This window comes from Rhizobium sp. Root149, from assembly GCF_001427345.1.
In the GTDB taxonomy this organism is placed as follows: domain Bacteria; phylum Pseudomonadota; class Alphaproteobacteria; order Rhizobiales; family Rhizobiaceae; genus Neorhizobium; species Neorhizobium rhizoryzae.
In genome coordinates this window covers 21,487-35,605 of the sequence record NZ_LMGD01000009.1, presented here as the reverse complement: position 1 = coordinate 35,605, position 14,119 = coordinate 21,487, and the positions used below count along the sequence as shown (strand labels likewise).

The following is a 14,119-nucleotide window of genomic DNA, read 5'->3' as shown; positions in this document are numbered from 1 at the left end:
GATAATCTGCTCTTCCGTAAATCTCTGCTTCTTCATTCGTCCGTCCTCTGATGGGCCGGACTCTAATCAATTCTGGAGGAAATTCGCAGTGGCAGGTCACCATGCTTGCAGCTGGCGATATCTCGGTGGCGGAAATCGCCCGCCGCTTGGGGATCAGCCGGGTCACCTTCTATGACTATTTCCCCCAGGCGCGGACACGCGCCAAGGAGGGCAAGGCATGAAAGACATCTACTTGACCCGAGTTGACAGCGAGCAAAACATGGCGCGGTTTTATCGCATGAGCCTTCAGCCTACCCTGTTCGGTGAATGGGCCGTGGTGCGTGAATGGGGACGGATTGGGCGTGGAGGCCAAGTTAAGACAGTGGCGTTTGCCACCGAGGCGGAGGCGGATACTGCTTTGAGAGCTCTATCAACCAACAAGTTGCGCAAAGGATATCGACCTCCATTTCCACCGCAATAAGGGGTGAGGAACTAGAAGTCTTAGCACGCAGAGAATTAACGGGTCAGCTCAGTCTGAGGGCGATATGACGCTCTAACAAGCGAAGTCAGCTTTCGGACCAAACGGCAAAGTCAGAGCTTCGTTGGCGGAGAACCACGGCGGCCTACGTATCCTTGTCGATTATCCTAACTACGCGCTGCTTGTTGAAGAAGCCGTGAGCGATGCGACGCTGAGGGTTGGTTCCAATCCATCTTGTTATGAAGAGTGTTTGGCTACGGTCAGCGGCATAGACAAACCTGCCGGAACCCTCAACCACCTGTTTGTTATAGTTCCGAACGACAGCGTTAGGCGTCATCCTTTTGAGATCGTTCATGGTCGGGATGTCCCGAGTCGCCAGAAAGAGCTTAGTCGGCCCAATTGCGAGCGCGATATGCCCGCCAGCCTGTCGAAGCCCATTTGTGCGGATAACTGGTCGGTCCGACGTTAGTAGCTTCTGGTTGGTGCCACTCACATCCCATACGCACCACCTCATGTTCTTCACGAAGTGTAGCACGTTCTGATGATTGAAGAGTTTAAGATACGCCCGGAACATCGACTTCTCTTCTGCAGCGGGTGTTATCAGCTTGATTTTATCTGCCAACGTCGCTGGCTCGCCTGGCTTTTTCGTCTCCGCATAGGCGAGCTCCCAGTGCGCTGGCACCTCCAACAAATAGTTGAGCCAGTTATTTCGCATCAGCTCTAAGTCTTCCGGACACCTTATGAGCAAGCCGACGAGAAACTGAGCCCATGCCTCGCGCAGGTATTCCTTGTATATTGTACGTCCGCTGCCGAGGGCATGCATTGCCTTCTCGGCAAGAGTGTCTGCTGGTGCAAAGAACTCCTTTTCGATGTCTGCTGCTTCCTCAGGTGGCACGCCCTTCATGGAGTAAAGCTTGCTGAGATAGCCCGTGGATTTAGGCGACCCCTCTCGGATAAACAGACCATTTTTTGTTATCTCATATATCGTGAGCAGGCCGTTTGTCGTCCATCGCTTTGTATAGAACTTCGGAATATAGTGGTGGGCATCGGCGGTGTTCTGAATCTGCTGGCTCATGCCAAGATTGTGCACTGTTACATTGAAGAAGGAAGGGCCGCCCTTATCTAGCCCACAACTTGAATATTCAATGCCATGAACGCATTTGGCGCGTTTCTGTCTAGGTGGCAGTCGGCCCTACGTGGTCATTGAGGACTTATAGCTGCCAGGCGGCCACGCGCCGTCATTCCAGCCCTTAATTCGTATTCTCACAGGTCTGATAAGCCGACATTCTGCGGCGACCGACTTCATTTAAAACGCAGCTACCTCAATGGCAGGGGCAACTTGGTCTTTCCAATAGCGGACCAGCGGGAGGCAAGCCAGCCGATATATAAGCCAGCACGCGTATATTCCAGAGGCGTTGTAGCACGCGCCGGCCGACATTTTTCCGTGTGCGACTTGGTGCCGCAAAGCTGGGCCGGGCTTGTAATGGAACAGCAAGTCGATCTCGAATATTAGGTCCACCCCGAACACCGCTTCCAACTCGGCCCTCTGATTTTCCAACAAGCCAGATAGCGACCGGTCCTCCTGCAACAGATCAGGTTTGATCTTCGCTGTGTCCCGGTTGGTATTTAGCAGCACATGCCGCAGGGAGTTTTCAAGTTGAGGGATAAGGAGAAAAGCCGCTGAGGCGTAATCCCCCTGCCAAAACCGGGCGAAGCCAAGTCCGAAAATATGTTCGTGCCCGGGCGGCACCAAAAGGCTCATACCCACGATGGGAGCAAAATGCCGTTCCTCCAGCGGGAAGCGTGCCATCACGTTTTCCCTTGCCGGTTCAATGAAGCCGCCGACAATCTGATGACGCCTGAGATCGAGATATGGAAGTGATTTCGCTTTTAGAATGTCAGCTTCAATAGCGTCTTCAGAGGAAAACGCAGGGATCTCGGCAATATTCTTTCCTTCATGATCCGCATAGCTGCTGCTGAATAGCGATCCTAATATGCTGGTCTTTTGGCTTTCCTCGGCATACTGCCGCAACTCTTCAATCTTAGGAGAAGACGCTATCATGGCGAACTGGAGTAGGATCTCGGGGAGGGTAAGCCCCTCGAAAAGCTCAATCGTGCCTTGCTGCTCCTTGGTGAGGTCAAGCGGAATGCTGAACTCACCGAACTCTTCAAGCGCAGCATCCTGCAAGCTCCGCAACTCGCCACGAAGGGCTTCGATCCGATCCCGGAAGCCGCGAGCGGCACGAAGCTCCCCGATTGCCTTACGTGTCCAGTACGCGCGCGCAGATGCCGACCCGACTTGTTCACGCATCCGCAATGTCTCGTCAACAGAGCGTTCCTGGCAGCGTCGCTGAGCCTCATTATCCTTGATCCGGCCATAGGCCAAGGAGGCGAGATCCCAAACCCCTTTGATTGCCATCGGGTAGTCGCCGCCTGCTCGCTCCAGCGCTAAGCGCTCCGCGTCAGGCCCTATCCGTTGCCACTCGATCAGGCCATGCCGTTCCCCGAGATATGCCGCCTTTGTGAACGCAACATATTGATGAGTTGAAAGAGCTCGCTCGTACAACAGCCAAAACGTTCGGGTAATCAATTCGGTGACAGTGCCACGCTTACGAGCCAAAGCATTGATTTGCAGCGCGCGGTGGAGCCAGTCGACAACATCCAGCATGCGATTTGTATCATTAATCCGAGCCATATACGTCCCATCGAGACGACCACGGACAACTTCGCAGTATGCCTCGATCGCAGTCTGAGCGGCTTTCCCTTGCCGCCGGTCGTTATACCACACGACATCAGCTATTCGCGCCCGTAGCGTTGGATGTGTAACCTTTTCAATGAACGCGACCAAGATGGCGGTCTGTTCACCGCGAAAATCGCTCGCGGTATAGCTCCGTCCATTTGGGCCTTGCCATCGTGGTCCCCAGGGTTCGGCGGGGTCATCGGTCCTAAGGTGCAACATGCAGAGCAACAGCAACAACCGATAACCACGGGCTTGGCTATCTAAGCCCGCTGCCTCAGCCGCCTTAACAGCTTCGATAAATGCAGTTTCCAGGGCATATTCGTCCGCGCGATCTAGGCCATGGAGGATGGCATCAACGTCGATTGATGCCAGATCATCTGCTGATGCAAACACCGTCGACGTCGGATCATCTCCATTATCATAGGATTTATTCATGGCCCGAAGTTCATCCATTTCTATGAACAGAACAAGTCCCCATTGGCTCCTAAGTGAGCGGCTATACAGCGGTCAGCTGTGACCTAAGCATCCGTCTGACTGAATGGGAGCTTTTTCTGTGATTGTACACCAAACTGGTCCGGCAGGACGCGGCCTTATTCCAGCTGCCAACTTCGACGCGGCTCACGTACGTTGTTGGCACGAAGCGGCCAATTACGGGCTTTCCGGCATAAAAATTCACGAACGATCCAATGAAGACAATGCAGCGAAAGTTTGAAGGGGCGTTTAGCTCTCATCCCTAACTGAGACCCTAACCTGACCATCTGAAAATAGAGGAGCACAGGCTGCATTCATCCAACATTTTGAATTTTAGTATTTACCCATAGACACCTTTAAGCTGTCCTCCTTACTCTGGCTGAATGAACCTTAAAGTTGTCCCGTTTCAAGCAGGTTGGAATGCTCGACGACGAAGCCGTGTCCGCTTCGCTGGCATCGCCGCAACTGCTGCGCTTACTTCATTTGGTCTGACCTACGCAGCATTACGGTTTGAGCAGCCACTGATGATGTTTATGGCCGATATGTCTGACCGAGTCTGGCCCGTCTCCGCTGCCGAGAAACCCGTCGTCTCCGTCATCGCATCTGATCGTACCGGTGCCTATAAAGTTGAGGCCACACCTTCTGTAAGGCAAATCTTTGCGAGGTGCGGGAATGGTGATCGGTCTGACTGTGTCGTCGACGGTGATACGCTATGGCTTAAAGGGCGCAAGATCCGGATCGCTGACATCGATACTCCAGAAATCAGTTCACCTCGGTGTCGCTCAGAGGAGCAGCGCGGCCAGCGTGCCGCCGATCGATTGGTGCAATTATTGAATCGCGGCGCGGTTACGATCGCGAGCGCTGGTGACCGTGACGTTGACAGGTACGGTCGCGAGCTTCGGGTTGTCTTAGTCAATGGACGTAATGTCGGAAATGATCTGATCTCTGAAGGGTTAGCCCGTCCCTGGGAAGGCCGAAGACGGGCATGGTGTTAACCTACTGACTCATTAGCGCCAGAATCCCTGCTTGGAAAAGGAAATTGGTTATGTTTGTTCGATTGATCATTGTGAGCGCAATGGCTTGTTGCATGGGTTCGGCGACCAAAGCGGGCGAAAAAATCCGCGATTGGAAAGAAACCTATTGCGTAGACAAATACACGGCAGCGGGGACACTTACCGCTTGCCTCCTCCAAGAGGCGTACGCTGAGGCCCGGTTCAAAGAAATGGAAGCGAAAACATCCAGGGATGAACACCGGAACAGACGTTCAAACTGCACCCATTTTGTAACCGGCGGCAGGGGTCTGGGAAGCCAAGAATATGTCCCTCAGTACCTTCAACTGCAATGCATGCTTTCATCTCAGGCAGAGACCGTCTTCCGGAATTGCGTCAAGACAATCACCGGCAAGCCTATCCAAGACAACACTATCCATTGGTTGTCCTATGAGGCTGATAAAATAGCCGCCTGCGCAAACCGGCAATATCATGTCGATGCCAAACTACCGCGATCGTTTCAGGTGTCGGATACGCTGTTAGAAGACATCTCGAAGGTGCCGCCACCGGCAAAGCTACCTGCACCGATAGAGATGACATTTACAGAAGCACCGGTCGCGAGCACCTGTGCCGATAGAGCTCAGACTTATCAAAATCGATATGAGCGCCATGGTCGCGTTGAAGATCTCGTCTGTTTGAAAAAGGCGCTGACCCGAGAATTGCGCTGATCCATGGCGTGCGCAGGTCAATCCAGCCTGTTTCACGCGGCGGTGGACGAGATCATTCTTTACCATAAATGATTTTGCGAAACTTTATCAGAAACACTTAAGGATTAAGTCGCGAACTGCCCCTAAACCTGCCCTCATTAGTTGCGTGAGATGCGGAGAAACCATGGGCCACGACGGTAAAATTATTGCAGAGCTCACGGCTATGTACGTTCGTGGTGAGCCCACCGCGAATGAGTATGAGCATGCCAAGCTTCTTGTTGAAAAAGAATTCAGCGAGGCGTCTCCCCCTCCTCCAGAGCCAAAGAAGATCGAGAAAAAGCCGTCAAAGCCGAAAAGAAAGAAGCCACTCTGGTACTACGTTATCATTGCCTCTCTTGTGATCATTGTATCCAGCTGGATCACCGAGGCTTACAAGGAAATGACCAAGTCGCCCGCAGAACGAGCGGCCGAGTTAGCGCAGCGGCAAGCTGATGAACAGGCAAAAGTTGAACGTTTAGAGAGAGAAAAGCAGAAGGCGTTAGTAGAAAAAGCAGAAGCGGAGCGGGTCAGGCGGGAGCGAGAGGTTGAGGCTCGAGAGCGGGAAATCAAGGATCGGCAGGAGCAAAAAGTGAAGGAAGCACAACAGAAAGCTGCCGGTTATCACTGCTTGAGTGCATGGAATTCGTCGAACCCTATCCTTATCCAGGCCGTCAAAGGCAGTCTCCGTGATCCCGAAAGTTTCCAACACGTTTCAACCAGCGTTATGCCCGTAGACCCATCGGGCCAGCACTCCATAACCATGCAATATCGAGCACGTAACGGGTTTGGAGGCATGAACGTCGGCTATGTGGTGGGGAAATTTCGCAATTCCGACTGTCACTTTACGGAGATCAAAAGCTTCAGTGATTAGGTCATGAAGTACGAGCAAGCTCTTTAGCGTGTCGACCGTACTCACGAGCTTTCTCCTTTGTCGTCTGATAGCAAAGATGGTTAGCTTCCATGACAGGGATAGAAAGGCTCATTGAGGCGATCTCCTTCCGAGCCGGACCTCCGTGAACGAATATCACCTTAGGCTGAACCGCTTCCAGAAGAAACCGGAACGGTGCCCGAACCTCCGACCCGTCCCGGCGGTAACGCGGTCGCGCTCCGGCAAAAACGTTGGTTTCGAGAACTTTGCAGCCATCCGTCCCGGCTATGAAATGATCCATGTTACGGCGCGTAGGGCTAGCATTCTGTTTTCCAGCATCGCGGCGTTCCTGGAGGTAGGTAACAAGCCAGGTTTCGCGGTCGAACCCGTATCCTGGTTTCCAGAAATCCCAGAAGCCCTTCCTTAGTGGGGTAGCGGGCTCAATACCGACCAGGAAGATCTCGCACTCCAACGGTGAGCCTTCGCACACAAAAGGCCGCAACGATGTAGGATCATCGAGAAGCTCGCGAAGACGGGTTTCAAAGATCGTGAGGTTCATAGCTGGTCTAAGCTCTTATCTCTTCGCGTAGTTGTGCTGAGGACGCGGACATACGTTATTGAAGAACGTCGTATAAGCAGAGACGATCGCCCTTGGATCAGCTCCGCCGCCAAGGTCCTCCCAGACGTCGACGATTTCACCGGTCCCATTATCGAAGGGACGTTTGCAATTCGCCATCCGCACGCCACTGGGGGTGGTCTTGATATTGCACCAGAATGATCCTCCGTCTCCGCGCAAGACCCAGGTCCCAAGTCCACTGTCGTATAAACCGACCCGGCGCAAAGCGTTGAAATCAATTTCGGTCAGTCGTTTAGTAGGCGAGCCGTTGAGCGGGCTCTTGGTCTCGGTTTCGACCGTGTATTGGCAACGATTGACGGTACGTATCACCATCGTTTCATCTTCGGCCTGCCTGTAAAACGTCAGGGGATCCCGGTTCTTCACAATCCAGTGGCTACCGGTCAGCGTCCTGTCCGGTCCCGTATTGCGGTAGTCGGCTCCGAACAGGACAAACGCGGCGAGAAAATCCGCGCGCCGCTCGATGGTTTGAGCATGAGAGGAAATCATCATACTGAAATAACTGAGAATAAGTATGAAAATGCGCAGCATTATGCCCCCTTCTGCGTGTGGTTCACCTCACGAATGAAGAGATCATATTAATCTCCAGGTTGAATTCAAGCTCGTCTATGGGTAGAAAATTAGTCTGTAAATGTGGCAGCTGATATGTGCTGCAGTGGCCAGTGTCAGCAATCCTTTAACAAAAAGCCGCCGGAGTTTCCCCCGGCGGCTTTTTTTCGTAAGTCAGTTCATCAACTCGACAGCCTGAACAGCTGCCTCATTAAGACCCGCACCAATCAGGGTTACACCGCCCTCTCCATCAAGGAGCGAGGCGTTGTAGGCTTTGGCGCCGTCGTAGCTGGTCAGCGCTTCAAACACCTGGGCACGTCCATGAACCGCCGTCAATTCGGCCCAGATCTGAACCGAACCGGCTGACGCGTCTTGCCCCGTACCCTGAAGGGTCGCGCGGGCAAAGTCGACATCGCTGAGACCTCTTCCGAAACCCGTAGCATCGAGAAGGATCTTTGAGACTTCCAGACGCGGCAGATCATCGAGCAAGTCGGTGACCCAGTTCAGGCCACCGCCATTGCTGTGCAGCTGACCACCACTGACAGCCGTCAGCATTGCTGTCGCCTGCCCGGCGTGCGAGTTCATGTTCAGCTGGTTATCCACCAAGTATCCGTCATTGAAGTACAGGATCTCGGTATTATCCAGCTGGAACTCACTGCCGGCCACTTTGACAAGTGTGGTCGACGTGCCGTCGGCACGGCTCCAGTGGGTCACATCGGCACGGCCCTGGTAGTCACCAAGGTAGCCGTTGATATAGGCCACATCGGCGCTGCCGTCGTGCCCCATATCTGCATAGACCTTCACAGGCCCGCGCAGATCATTCAGGACAATCTTGTCCGCTCCAGCGCCGCCACGGAAATCCACGGCGTTGCCTGCATTGGCACGGGCAAGAAAGACGTCGGTAAACCGACCACCCACCGCTGCATCGGCGCCGTCGATCCAGTTGCCGCGTACTGTGGAGCCGTACACCAGCACATGCTGCTGGTGATGTACGGTCTGTGAGAAGTCGAAGACTTCAAACTTCGACCCAAGAGCGACCTGGCTATTATAAATGCCGCCGACCGAGCCGACGACAGTGACATCACCCGTCAGCCACTGGGCACCGAGAAACCACACTTGGGCGTCAGGCGCCGTGTTGTAGTAGGTCCCGGCCAGCTGAATAGTTGCGAGGCCAGACTGTGTAAAAGCAAAGTTAGACATGCTAAACCCCTCCTAAGGGTGTAAAAACAGTATGATGACACGAATGTGCATCTAAAATTTTTGGTAAGTGAGATAAGTATTGCAAGTCTAATATCAGAAATATTTAAATTTATACCAAAAATACATATCAATACTTTGACTGTATTCGATGTGCTGAGATGAAATCAATCCGGCTGAAACGTTCGACCAGCGAGAGGAAGCGGCAGGCGTTAAGCCTGCCGCCTGCCGTTAGCGTACGTCGCACGTACCATCAATGCGTGCGCAAAGGTGCTGCGGCTCGGCCTTTGCAGCAAGAGACAGCCCTCCCAGGAGAAGCGCGCTCGCCAGAGTAAGCATAGTGATTTTCTGCATGATGTTGTCCTCCACCGCGTCATGCGGCGAAGGAATGGTCTCCGGGTGCTGAGGAATTTTGGCGCCGGAAATATGAATTCATTCCCGCGAAATTGTGTCAGAATCTGGATGTTGCAGAAATGGCGCAAGCATCAAAGAGATTTTGGGTCTTTTGGTATGCTGTCTGCAATATATTACTCATTAAATATCTCATATTTATCGCTTTTAGTTTTGCTTGATGAGTTTTATTCAATTACAGGTGTCAGTTATATTAGAAAATCATGTTATAAGGATTTATGACACATCCTTATTGGCTTCCCCTCGGAATCGTGCTGCTGACTGCCCCAATGTCATCGACAGCGCTTGAATCTGCGGTGGCGGGCTCCCTTAAGCAGGAAGCAAGCTGGACGGCGCTGAAAAACCAAATCACGAGTACTCAAGCAAAATTGGAATTGCAGCGGGCGTTGCTGGAGCAGGTCGTTCTTTGCAACAACAAGAAGCGCTTTTACGCCCCCGGTGCGGGCGCGGATGGTCAGGGTTGTGCCGCAGCAGACGTTGCCACAGTACCGACTCCGCCGCCACCACCACCCCCTCCTCCGGCTTACACACCTTCCCCGCCTCCTCCGCCTGCTGCTCCGTCTTGTTCCTCATTGATGGGCCAGTCTTGCACCCTAACGAGTACATGGGTGGGAAACGGTACGGGCTGTGGCGGGAGCAACTGTCAAATTGGCTTACCTGCCGGATGGACAGGTACTGAAGTACACTGCACCGTGTTAGGCAATACGGGTGTTACCGAAGTCGGCTGTCGCGCCTCTGGCCCCGGCACTTACGACTGCAGTGGCCAGTGCAAGTAATCCTTTAACAAAAAGCCGCCCGAAATCCACGGGCGGCTTGTCTTTTCATTCAAGGTCGGAGTGAAGGCCTCCGCATCTCTTAGGAGCGACCGACAGCGAAGCCGGCGTGCCCAACAACGCCCATCGAGAACGTTCAAGAGCTCGCAGTGTTTCGTTTAATGCGTTCCATCCGCCTCTGCCATTTCGGCCAGCGGTTTCTTATCGCATAGGCGTCAACGCCTTCGGCGCGTTCGACAACTTCCTTCAGAATGTCATCCGTGGCCTGAAGATGGTCCGGCATCATTCGCGCGGGGTCTGCGGCATTGATAGGTTGTTGCCATTCCGCAGCCTGCGCCATGATGGCCTTTAGAAGCTCCATAGAACCAACGCCGACCGCAATCCCGCCGTCGGTCAGCGTGGGCCGTGTCACGACCATCCGCAGTATCTCGAAGTTCAGCTGGACTTTCGGTGCTAGCGCTTTGAAATCATCCACAGTGGTCGCCTTTTTGGCGTCGCGAAGCAGAGCCAGTGTCTTATAGAACAGGTTCATAATTTCGATAGTGGAGTCCGAAAGACCTTCAAGCTTTGCCGCCTCAGCCGATCTGACCGCTTTGTTCGAATAATAGAGGGCGACGATAGTCCCTGCCGCTGTCGCCAACGCACTAACAATCTCAGTTATCCTGGCAACAATCTCCGCACATGACATTCAACGGCTCCTGCAAATTTTGGCCCTACCACCTCTGTTCCGCTATCACACGAGATCTCAATCAAAGATTACTGACGCCGGCAGCCTTGGTGCTGTAATGAGGGAGATGTGCTAAAGGCATAGGCAGAGCTGTTGATCAGAAACGCCTAGACTATGTCTGGACCTTTTTCCGCTTTTTGTTCTCAGCCTGACCTCAAACTTGCCAATCGGCGGCGGGCACCTTGGATGCATCTCACATGACATAGCAATTAACCACTAGCTTGCTTACAGAAGTGGCCCTCATCTCTACTATGGAGTGAATTTTTTGGTTACGATTCCCAGCTAAGATTTGCATAGAAAGCAAATACATTAAATAAAGGACGTATCCGTTGTTTTTCCGAGGGCGTCATGAACAACAAACTGTCGATGCCGATAATATTATGCCTGTTGAGTAGCTGCACTTCGTACCCTAAATTGCCGGAGGAAGGCCCTTCAAGCATTTTGGCCCTCGCAGATGCTGTTGAGTGCGAAATTTCAAATACATTCAGATCATTAGAACCAGAACAGAAGAAAAAGTTTCGAAATTGGGCCGTAACGTACTCGATCACTCACAATGCGACCGAAAGCAATAAAGCGAGCCTCGATCCTATCAGCTGGCTCACTCCTGCGCCTGTTGACAAGTTCCTTTTGTCGCCGCGAGCTGGTCTGGAGTCTGAGCGATACCGCAATGGAAAAGTCGAATTTAATACCAAGGTCTTCAACACAAAAACTCAGGCATGCGAACGCACTAACAAGAACAAGTCATTCAAAGTCGATCCTGAAGGCTTTCTTTTGACTGACTGGATTCAGCAGGTAGCGGCGTCACCGAACGCGGTTGGAAGTATCGCTTATGCGGTTCGGGTGCGTGTCACCACCAACATTGGCTTGGGCTCGAACTTTCAAAATGGCCGCTGGGACAACACCGGAGATCTAGGGCATACGCGTGTGACCGAAGAGACCGTGGATTTTGCGTTATCTGACGCGACGCCGAGTGGCCCGACCAAGGTAGTTATCGTTGGGGGGCTACCAGCCCTTAGCCAGCCTAAACCGCAGCCTGGCACCAAGCCCTTCATGGAAATAGTGCCTGACAACAAATTCGCCATCCCCGGCCAGCCAGTCCAACCCAGTTCCAAGGCCCCAACTCAGACGCAAATCCCGTCAGCGACGGTTCCAGAGGAGACCATCCGGCGAAACCGTAGTACAATTCAAGGCCTTCAACTTGACAGAGCGTTTCCTGAAGGCCTGAGATAGAAGCCGCAAGCTGTTTTTAACCTGGCTCGTCATCACCTGAAAGGTTCTTTGATGAAATCAGCTTTGATCTCTCTGGGGCTTTGCATGATGGCGGGCACGTCTCTGGCCCAGGCCGACAATCTCGGAATACCGCAAGCGCAGGTGCTTCCAACCCTGGCAAAAGCTGCGGAGCAGCTCTCCCTAGATTTTTCCCCGGGCCGTGGCGAATGCCTGCCATTTCGTTGCAGCTGGGAAATGGGGCACGCCGTAAGGCTGAGCGCCGCTGTGATGGACGGCACTTCGACCTATCAGCTGGAGGTCGCCTGGAATAATGGCGATAAGGCTTCCACTCCGACATCCTTTCAGAGGTTTCGGGACATATGCCTCGTTGTGGTGGCGACGGCTTATCGAGGTGCCGAGAAACCAGAAATGGAACGGATTGCCCAAAAGATTTCGACCTTCGAAGGGAACGGTGGTCGCGCCATGCAGCCTGAAGAACGGACCGCGAAAGTCGTGTTTTACGGCACAAAAAGCCGTCCCGTCGCCCCTGCCAAAAACGGAGAAGCGTTCTTCCAGTGCGGTGCTATAGCAAATACCAGCGGGAGCTTGAATTAGGGCGATGGGCTAAAGAAATAGGCCGAGCCGGAGTCTGTGCCTTTGTCGTCATAGGCATATGCCCCGATCAGGGCGGTGTCGCCGGAGAGGGATACGAAGTAGCCGAAATTGTCACTCGCCGCGCCGTCAGCAGCTGTGAGTTTGACCTGCTGGCTTCACGCGCTGTTTCGCCTGAAAGATCGATCCACCGTCATGATCCGTGAGTCTGGCTTGTTGTATTCAATTTCCTTCGTTTTGTATGAAATAAAAATTTTCCCTTATGACTAAACGTCCCAAATATAATTTACAGTGACAGCATGAGGATCTGCGTTACCTGTATATTATTTAGTATATTTACTGCTCATGCAGTGTGGGCGTCACAAAGTTGCACCATTCGCCCGATCCGCATTCAGGGTGGCTCGATGGCGCCGCGTTTTGCCGATGGCGCGGTGGTGCAGGTGGAAATCGGACACGGCTGCACGTTTGTGCCGCAGCGCGGCATGGCGGTGCTATTCATCAACCGTCAGAGCCCCATCCCGCTGGTGAAGACGGTGGTGGCACAGCCGGGCGATCGCTGGGATGTGGCCGAGGACGGGCGCGTGAATGTGAATGGCGCCGAGGCCTTAACCGCAGGCGGACGGCCCTACCGGCTGGAGGCCGCAGGCGTGCGTATGCTGCGGCTGTATGTGCGTGACTATGGTGGGATTATCCCGCCCCAGACCTACCTGCTGCTCGGGGCCTACGAGGGCGGCTCGCTCGATGCCTCACGCTTCGGGCTGGTGCATCGACGCGATGTGATTGGGCGGGTGGTGGAAGGTCGCTAACTTCGTTCCTGTAAAGCTGTTTACCTTAATTTTTCCCAGGCGTTTAAGGCGTGGTGCAACATAGAATTGGCTGAATGTTATTGCACGTAGTGTTCGTTCCGCCATTCGCCGATGCGAGGTTTCCCTGAGCGTTAATTGAGATATTATAGTAGTAAAATCCACTCTGACTATCGGTGGCGTTGGTCCAATTGTTGCAATTGCTCCCATCAGCTGCTGTTCTTGCTACATCCCAGAATGTTGAGTATCCTGAAGTCGATCTCCATCCCAGTACGATTGGAAACCCAAAGTAGGTCAAACGGCTCTGCCATGCCGAATATCCTGCACCAAACTGGCTTGCGCAGATGGCATTTGCGCCGGATACTCCACCCAAATTTCCCGTGTAGCGATTGGGAGTCAAATCACATCTGATGATAGGCGTTCCCCCGCTGGCACCGGCGACGGTGGAGTCGACGTAATCTTTGGTGGCGACGTCGTTACTGGCGATGGGCGTGGAAGCGCGAATGGTGGTGGCCGAGATACTGTTGCTGCTAAGGTTGGGGATGTAGTTGGCGGTGCTGGCCAGATAGCCCCATGTGGTGCCTGCGGTGGTGAGGCTGATTTGGTTAGCGGCCATGCCGGAGGTGATGTTGAGGGTGCCGGTGGGGCTGATGGTGGGGGCATAAGCAGGGCACCCAATGTCACCGCGCGAGGCCTCGCCGATGCAGATGCGGGAGCCGGAGACACCCATGGTGGTGGACACGATCGCGAAATCCCCCCAGTCGCCTGCATGGGCCAGCGTTGTCCAGCCGGTGAGAAGTGTCAGGGTAAGGAGACCGACCTTGCTCATGGCTAGTTTCCTCCGTCCCGGCATACCAGGACGCGGTCTCCTTCAATCCGGATCTGTCCGGCCCGGGAGGCATCGCAGGTGATCCCCGTTGCAGGATTGCCGAC

General features: G+C 53.6%; 15 protein-coding genes and 1 pseudogene. 8 read left to right on the top strand and 8 right to left on the bottom strand.

Going from position 1 to position 14,119, the window contains the following annotated elements; genetic code table 11:
• Window positions 1-101: 101 nt before the first annotated feature.
• Together ASD54_RS26065 and ASD54_RS06745 are read left to right on the top strand one after the other, a co-directional pair.
• Window positions 102-221: pseudogene (locus tag ASD54_RS26065) on the top strand (helix-turn-helix domain-containing protein); the annotation flags it as partial.
• Window positions 218-460 carry a WGR domain-containing protein gene (locus ASD54_RS06745; RefSeq protein WP_062553860.1) on the top strand — a complete coding sequence of 81 codons (243 nt, stop codon included), beginning with the start codon at window positions 218-220 and terminating at the stop codon, window positions 458-460. The pseudogene ASD54_RS26065 and the gene ASD54_RS06745, both read left to right, overlap by 4 nt.
• 142 nt (window positions 461-602) lie before the next feature.
• Here ASD54_RS06745 and ASD54_RS06740 read toward each other — a convergent pair whose 3' ends face one another.
• On the bottom strand, window positions 603-1,532 hold the full coding sequence (locus ASD54_RS06740) for a DUF4238 domain-containing protein (RefSeq protein ID WP_062553859.1): 930 nt from the start codon (window positions 1,530-1,532) through the stop codon (window positions 603-605).
• A 231-nt stretch (window positions 1,533-1,763) separates the two neighbouring features.
• Entirely contained in the window at window positions 1,764-3,632 is a 1,869-nt protein-coding gene (locus ASD54_RS06735) for a DUF4209 domain-containing protein (protein ID WP_162249560.1), read from the bottom strand.
• 419 nt (window positions 3,633-4,051) lie between these two features.
• Between ASD54_RS06735 and ASD54_RS06730 the strand changes: the two genes are divergently transcribed.
• From ASD54_RS06730 to ASD54_RS06720, 3 genes are all read left to right on the top strand, one after another.
• Complete coding sequence (locus ASD54_RS06730; RefSeq protein WP_348272042.1) at window positions 4,052-4,663, top strand: thermonuclease family protein; 612 nt, start codon at window positions 4,052-4,054, stop codon at window positions 4,661-4,663.
• Window positions 4,664-4,713: 50 nt separating this feature from the next.
• Entirely contained in the window at window positions 4,714-5,385 is a 672-nt protein-coding gene (locus tag ASD54_RS06725) for a hypothetical protein (protein WP_062553856.1), read from the top strand.
• Between the two features lie 163 nt (window positions 5,386-5,548).
• Window positions 5,549-6,274: a hypothetical protein gene (locus ASD54_RS06720; RefSeq protein WP_062553855.1), complete on the top strand. Its 726-nt coding sequence runs from the start codon at window positions 5,549-5,551 to the stop codon at window positions 6,272-6,274.
• Window position 6,275: 1 nt separating this feature from the next.
• Here the strand turns inward: ASD54_RS06720 and ASD54_RS06715 are convergent, their stop codons facing one another.
• The 5 genes from ASD54_RS06715 to ASD54_RS06700 form a co-directional block, all read right to left on the bottom strand.
• Complete coding sequence (locus ASD54_RS06715; protein ID WP_062553854.1) at window positions 6,276-6,830, bottom strand: hypothetical protein; 555 nt, start codon at window positions 6,828-6,830, stop codon at window positions 6,276-6,278.
• A gap of 15 nt (window positions 6,831-6,845) precedes the next feature.
• Complete coding sequence (locus ASD54_RS06710) at window positions 6,846-7,436, bottom strand: hypothetical protein (RefSeq protein ID WP_062553853.1); 591 nt, start codon at window positions 7,434-7,436, stop codon at window positions 6,846-6,848.
• A gap of 192 nt (window positions 7,437-7,628) precedes the next feature.
• Window positions 7,629-8,654: a hypothetical protein gene (locus ASD54_RS06705; protein ID WP_062553852.1), complete on the bottom strand. Its 1,026-nt coding sequence runs from the start codon at window positions 8,652-8,654 to the stop codon at window positions 7,629-7,631.
• Window positions 8,655-8,882: 228 nt separating this feature from the next.
• Window positions 8,883-9,005, bottom strand: a complete 123-nt coding sequence (locus ASD54_RS27425) for a hypothetical protein (RefSeq protein ID WP_280139169.1) — start codon at window positions 9,003-9,005, stop codon at window positions 8,883-8,885.
• A gap of 966 nt (window positions 9,006-9,971) precedes the next feature.
• Window positions 9,972-10,523 carry a hypothetical protein gene (locus ASD54_RS06700; protein WP_156379111.1) on the bottom strand — a complete coding sequence of 184 codons (552 nt, stop codon included), beginning with the start codon at window positions 10,521-10,523 and terminating at the stop codon, window positions 9,972-9,974.
• Window positions 10,524-10,910: 387 nt separating this feature from the next.
• On the opposite strand from ASD54_RS06700, the gene ASD54_RS06695 reads away from it, so the two are divergent.
• The 3 genes from ASD54_RS06695 to lepB all read left to right on the top strand — a co-directional run bounded on the left by ASD54_RS06695 (window position 10,911) and on the right by lepB (window position 13,189).
• Window positions 10,911-11,792 (top strand): hypothetical protein, encoded by an 882-nt coding sequence (locus ASD54_RS06695; protein WP_062553850.1) that lies wholly within the window; start codon window positions 10,911-10,913, stop codon window positions 11,790-11,792.
• 84 nt (window positions 11,793-11,876) lie between these two features.
• Window positions 11,877-12,386, top strand: coding sequence for a hypothetical protein (locus ASD54_RS06690; protein ID WP_156379110.1), 510 nt, complete (start codon window positions 11,877-11,879; stop codon window positions 12,384-12,386).
• A 296-nt stretch (window positions 12,387-12,682) separates the two neighbouring features.
• The gene (gene lepB / locus ASD54_RS06685; protein WP_082547115.1) at window positions 12,683-13,189 is read left to right on the top strand and encodes a signal peptidase I; all 507 of its coding nucleotides are present in this window, start codon (window positions 12,683-12,685) and stop codon (window positions 13,187-13,189) included.
• A gap of 43 nt (window positions 13,190-13,232) precedes the next feature.
• Here lepB and ASD54_RS06680 read toward each other — a convergent pair whose 3' ends face one another.
• Entirely contained in the window at window positions 13,233-14,015 is a 783-nt protein-coding gene (locus tag ASD54_RS06680; protein ID WP_062553847.1) for a hypothetical protein, read from the bottom strand.
• Window positions 14,016-14,119: the final 104 nt, after the last annotated feature.

Excerpts from the sequence above, each read along its gene's own strand:
- ASD54_RS06745 (WP_062553860.1), top strand. The coding sequence starts at position 218 with ATGAAAGACATCTACTTGACCCGAGTTGACAGCGAGCAAAACATGGCG.
- ASD54_RS06740 (WP_062553859.1), bottom strand. The coding sequence starts at position 1,532 with ATGAGCCAGCAGATTCAGAACACCGCCGATGCCCACCACTATATTCCG.
- ASD54_RS06735 (WP_162249560.1), bottom strand. The coding sequence starts at position 3,632 with ATGAATAAATCCTATGATAATGGAGATGATCCGACGTCGACGGTGTTT.
- ASD54_RS06730 (WP_348272042.1), top strand. The coding sequence starts at position 4,052 with ATGAACCTTAAAGTTGTCCCGTTTCAAGCAGGTTGGAATGCTCGACGA.
- ASD54_RS06725 (WP_062553856.1), top strand. The coding sequence starts at position 4,714 with ATGTTTGTTCGATTGATCATTGTGAGCGCAATGGCTTGTTGCATGGGT.
- ASD54_RS06720 (WP_062553855.1), top strand. The coding sequence starts at position 5,549 with ATGGGCCACGACGGTAAAATTATTGCAGAGCTCACGGCTATGTACGTT.
- ASD54_RS06715 (WP_062553854.1), bottom strand. The coding sequence starts at position 6,830 with ATGAACCTCACGATCTTTGAAACCCGTCTTCGCGAGCTTCTCGATGAT.
- ASD54_RS06710 (WP_062553853.1), bottom strand. The coding sequence starts at position 7,436 with ATGCTGCGCATTTTCATACTTATTCTCAGTTATTTCAGTATGATGATT.
- ASD54_RS06705 (WP_062553852.1), bottom strand. The coding sequence starts at position 8,654 with ATGTCTAACTTTGCTTTTACACAGTCTGGCCTCGCAACTATTCAGCTG.
- ASD54_RS27425 (WP_280139169.1), bottom strand. The coding sequence starts at position 9,005 with ATGCAGAAAATCACTATGCTTACTCTGGCGAGCGCGCTTCTCCTGGGA.
- ASD54_RS06700 (WP_156379111.1), bottom strand. The coding sequence starts at position 10,523 with ATGTCATGTGCGGAGATTGTTGCCAGGATAACTGAGATTGTTAGTGCG.
- ASD54_RS06695 (WP_062553850.1), top strand. The coding sequence starts at position 10,911 with ATGAACAACAAACTGTCGATGCCGATAATATTATGCCTGTTGAGTAGC.
- ASD54_RS06690 (WP_156379110.1), top strand. The coding sequence starts at position 11,877 with ATGATGGCGGGCACGTCTCTGGCCCAGGCCGACAATCTCGGAATACCG.
- lepB (WP_082547115.1), top strand. The coding sequence starts at position 12,683 with ATGAGGATCTGCGTTACCTGTATATTATTTAGTATATTTACTGCTCAT.
- ASD54_RS06680 (WP_062553847.1), bottom strand. The coding sequence starts at position 14,015 with ATGAGCAAGGTCGGTCTCCTTACCCTGACACTTCTCACCGGCTGGACA.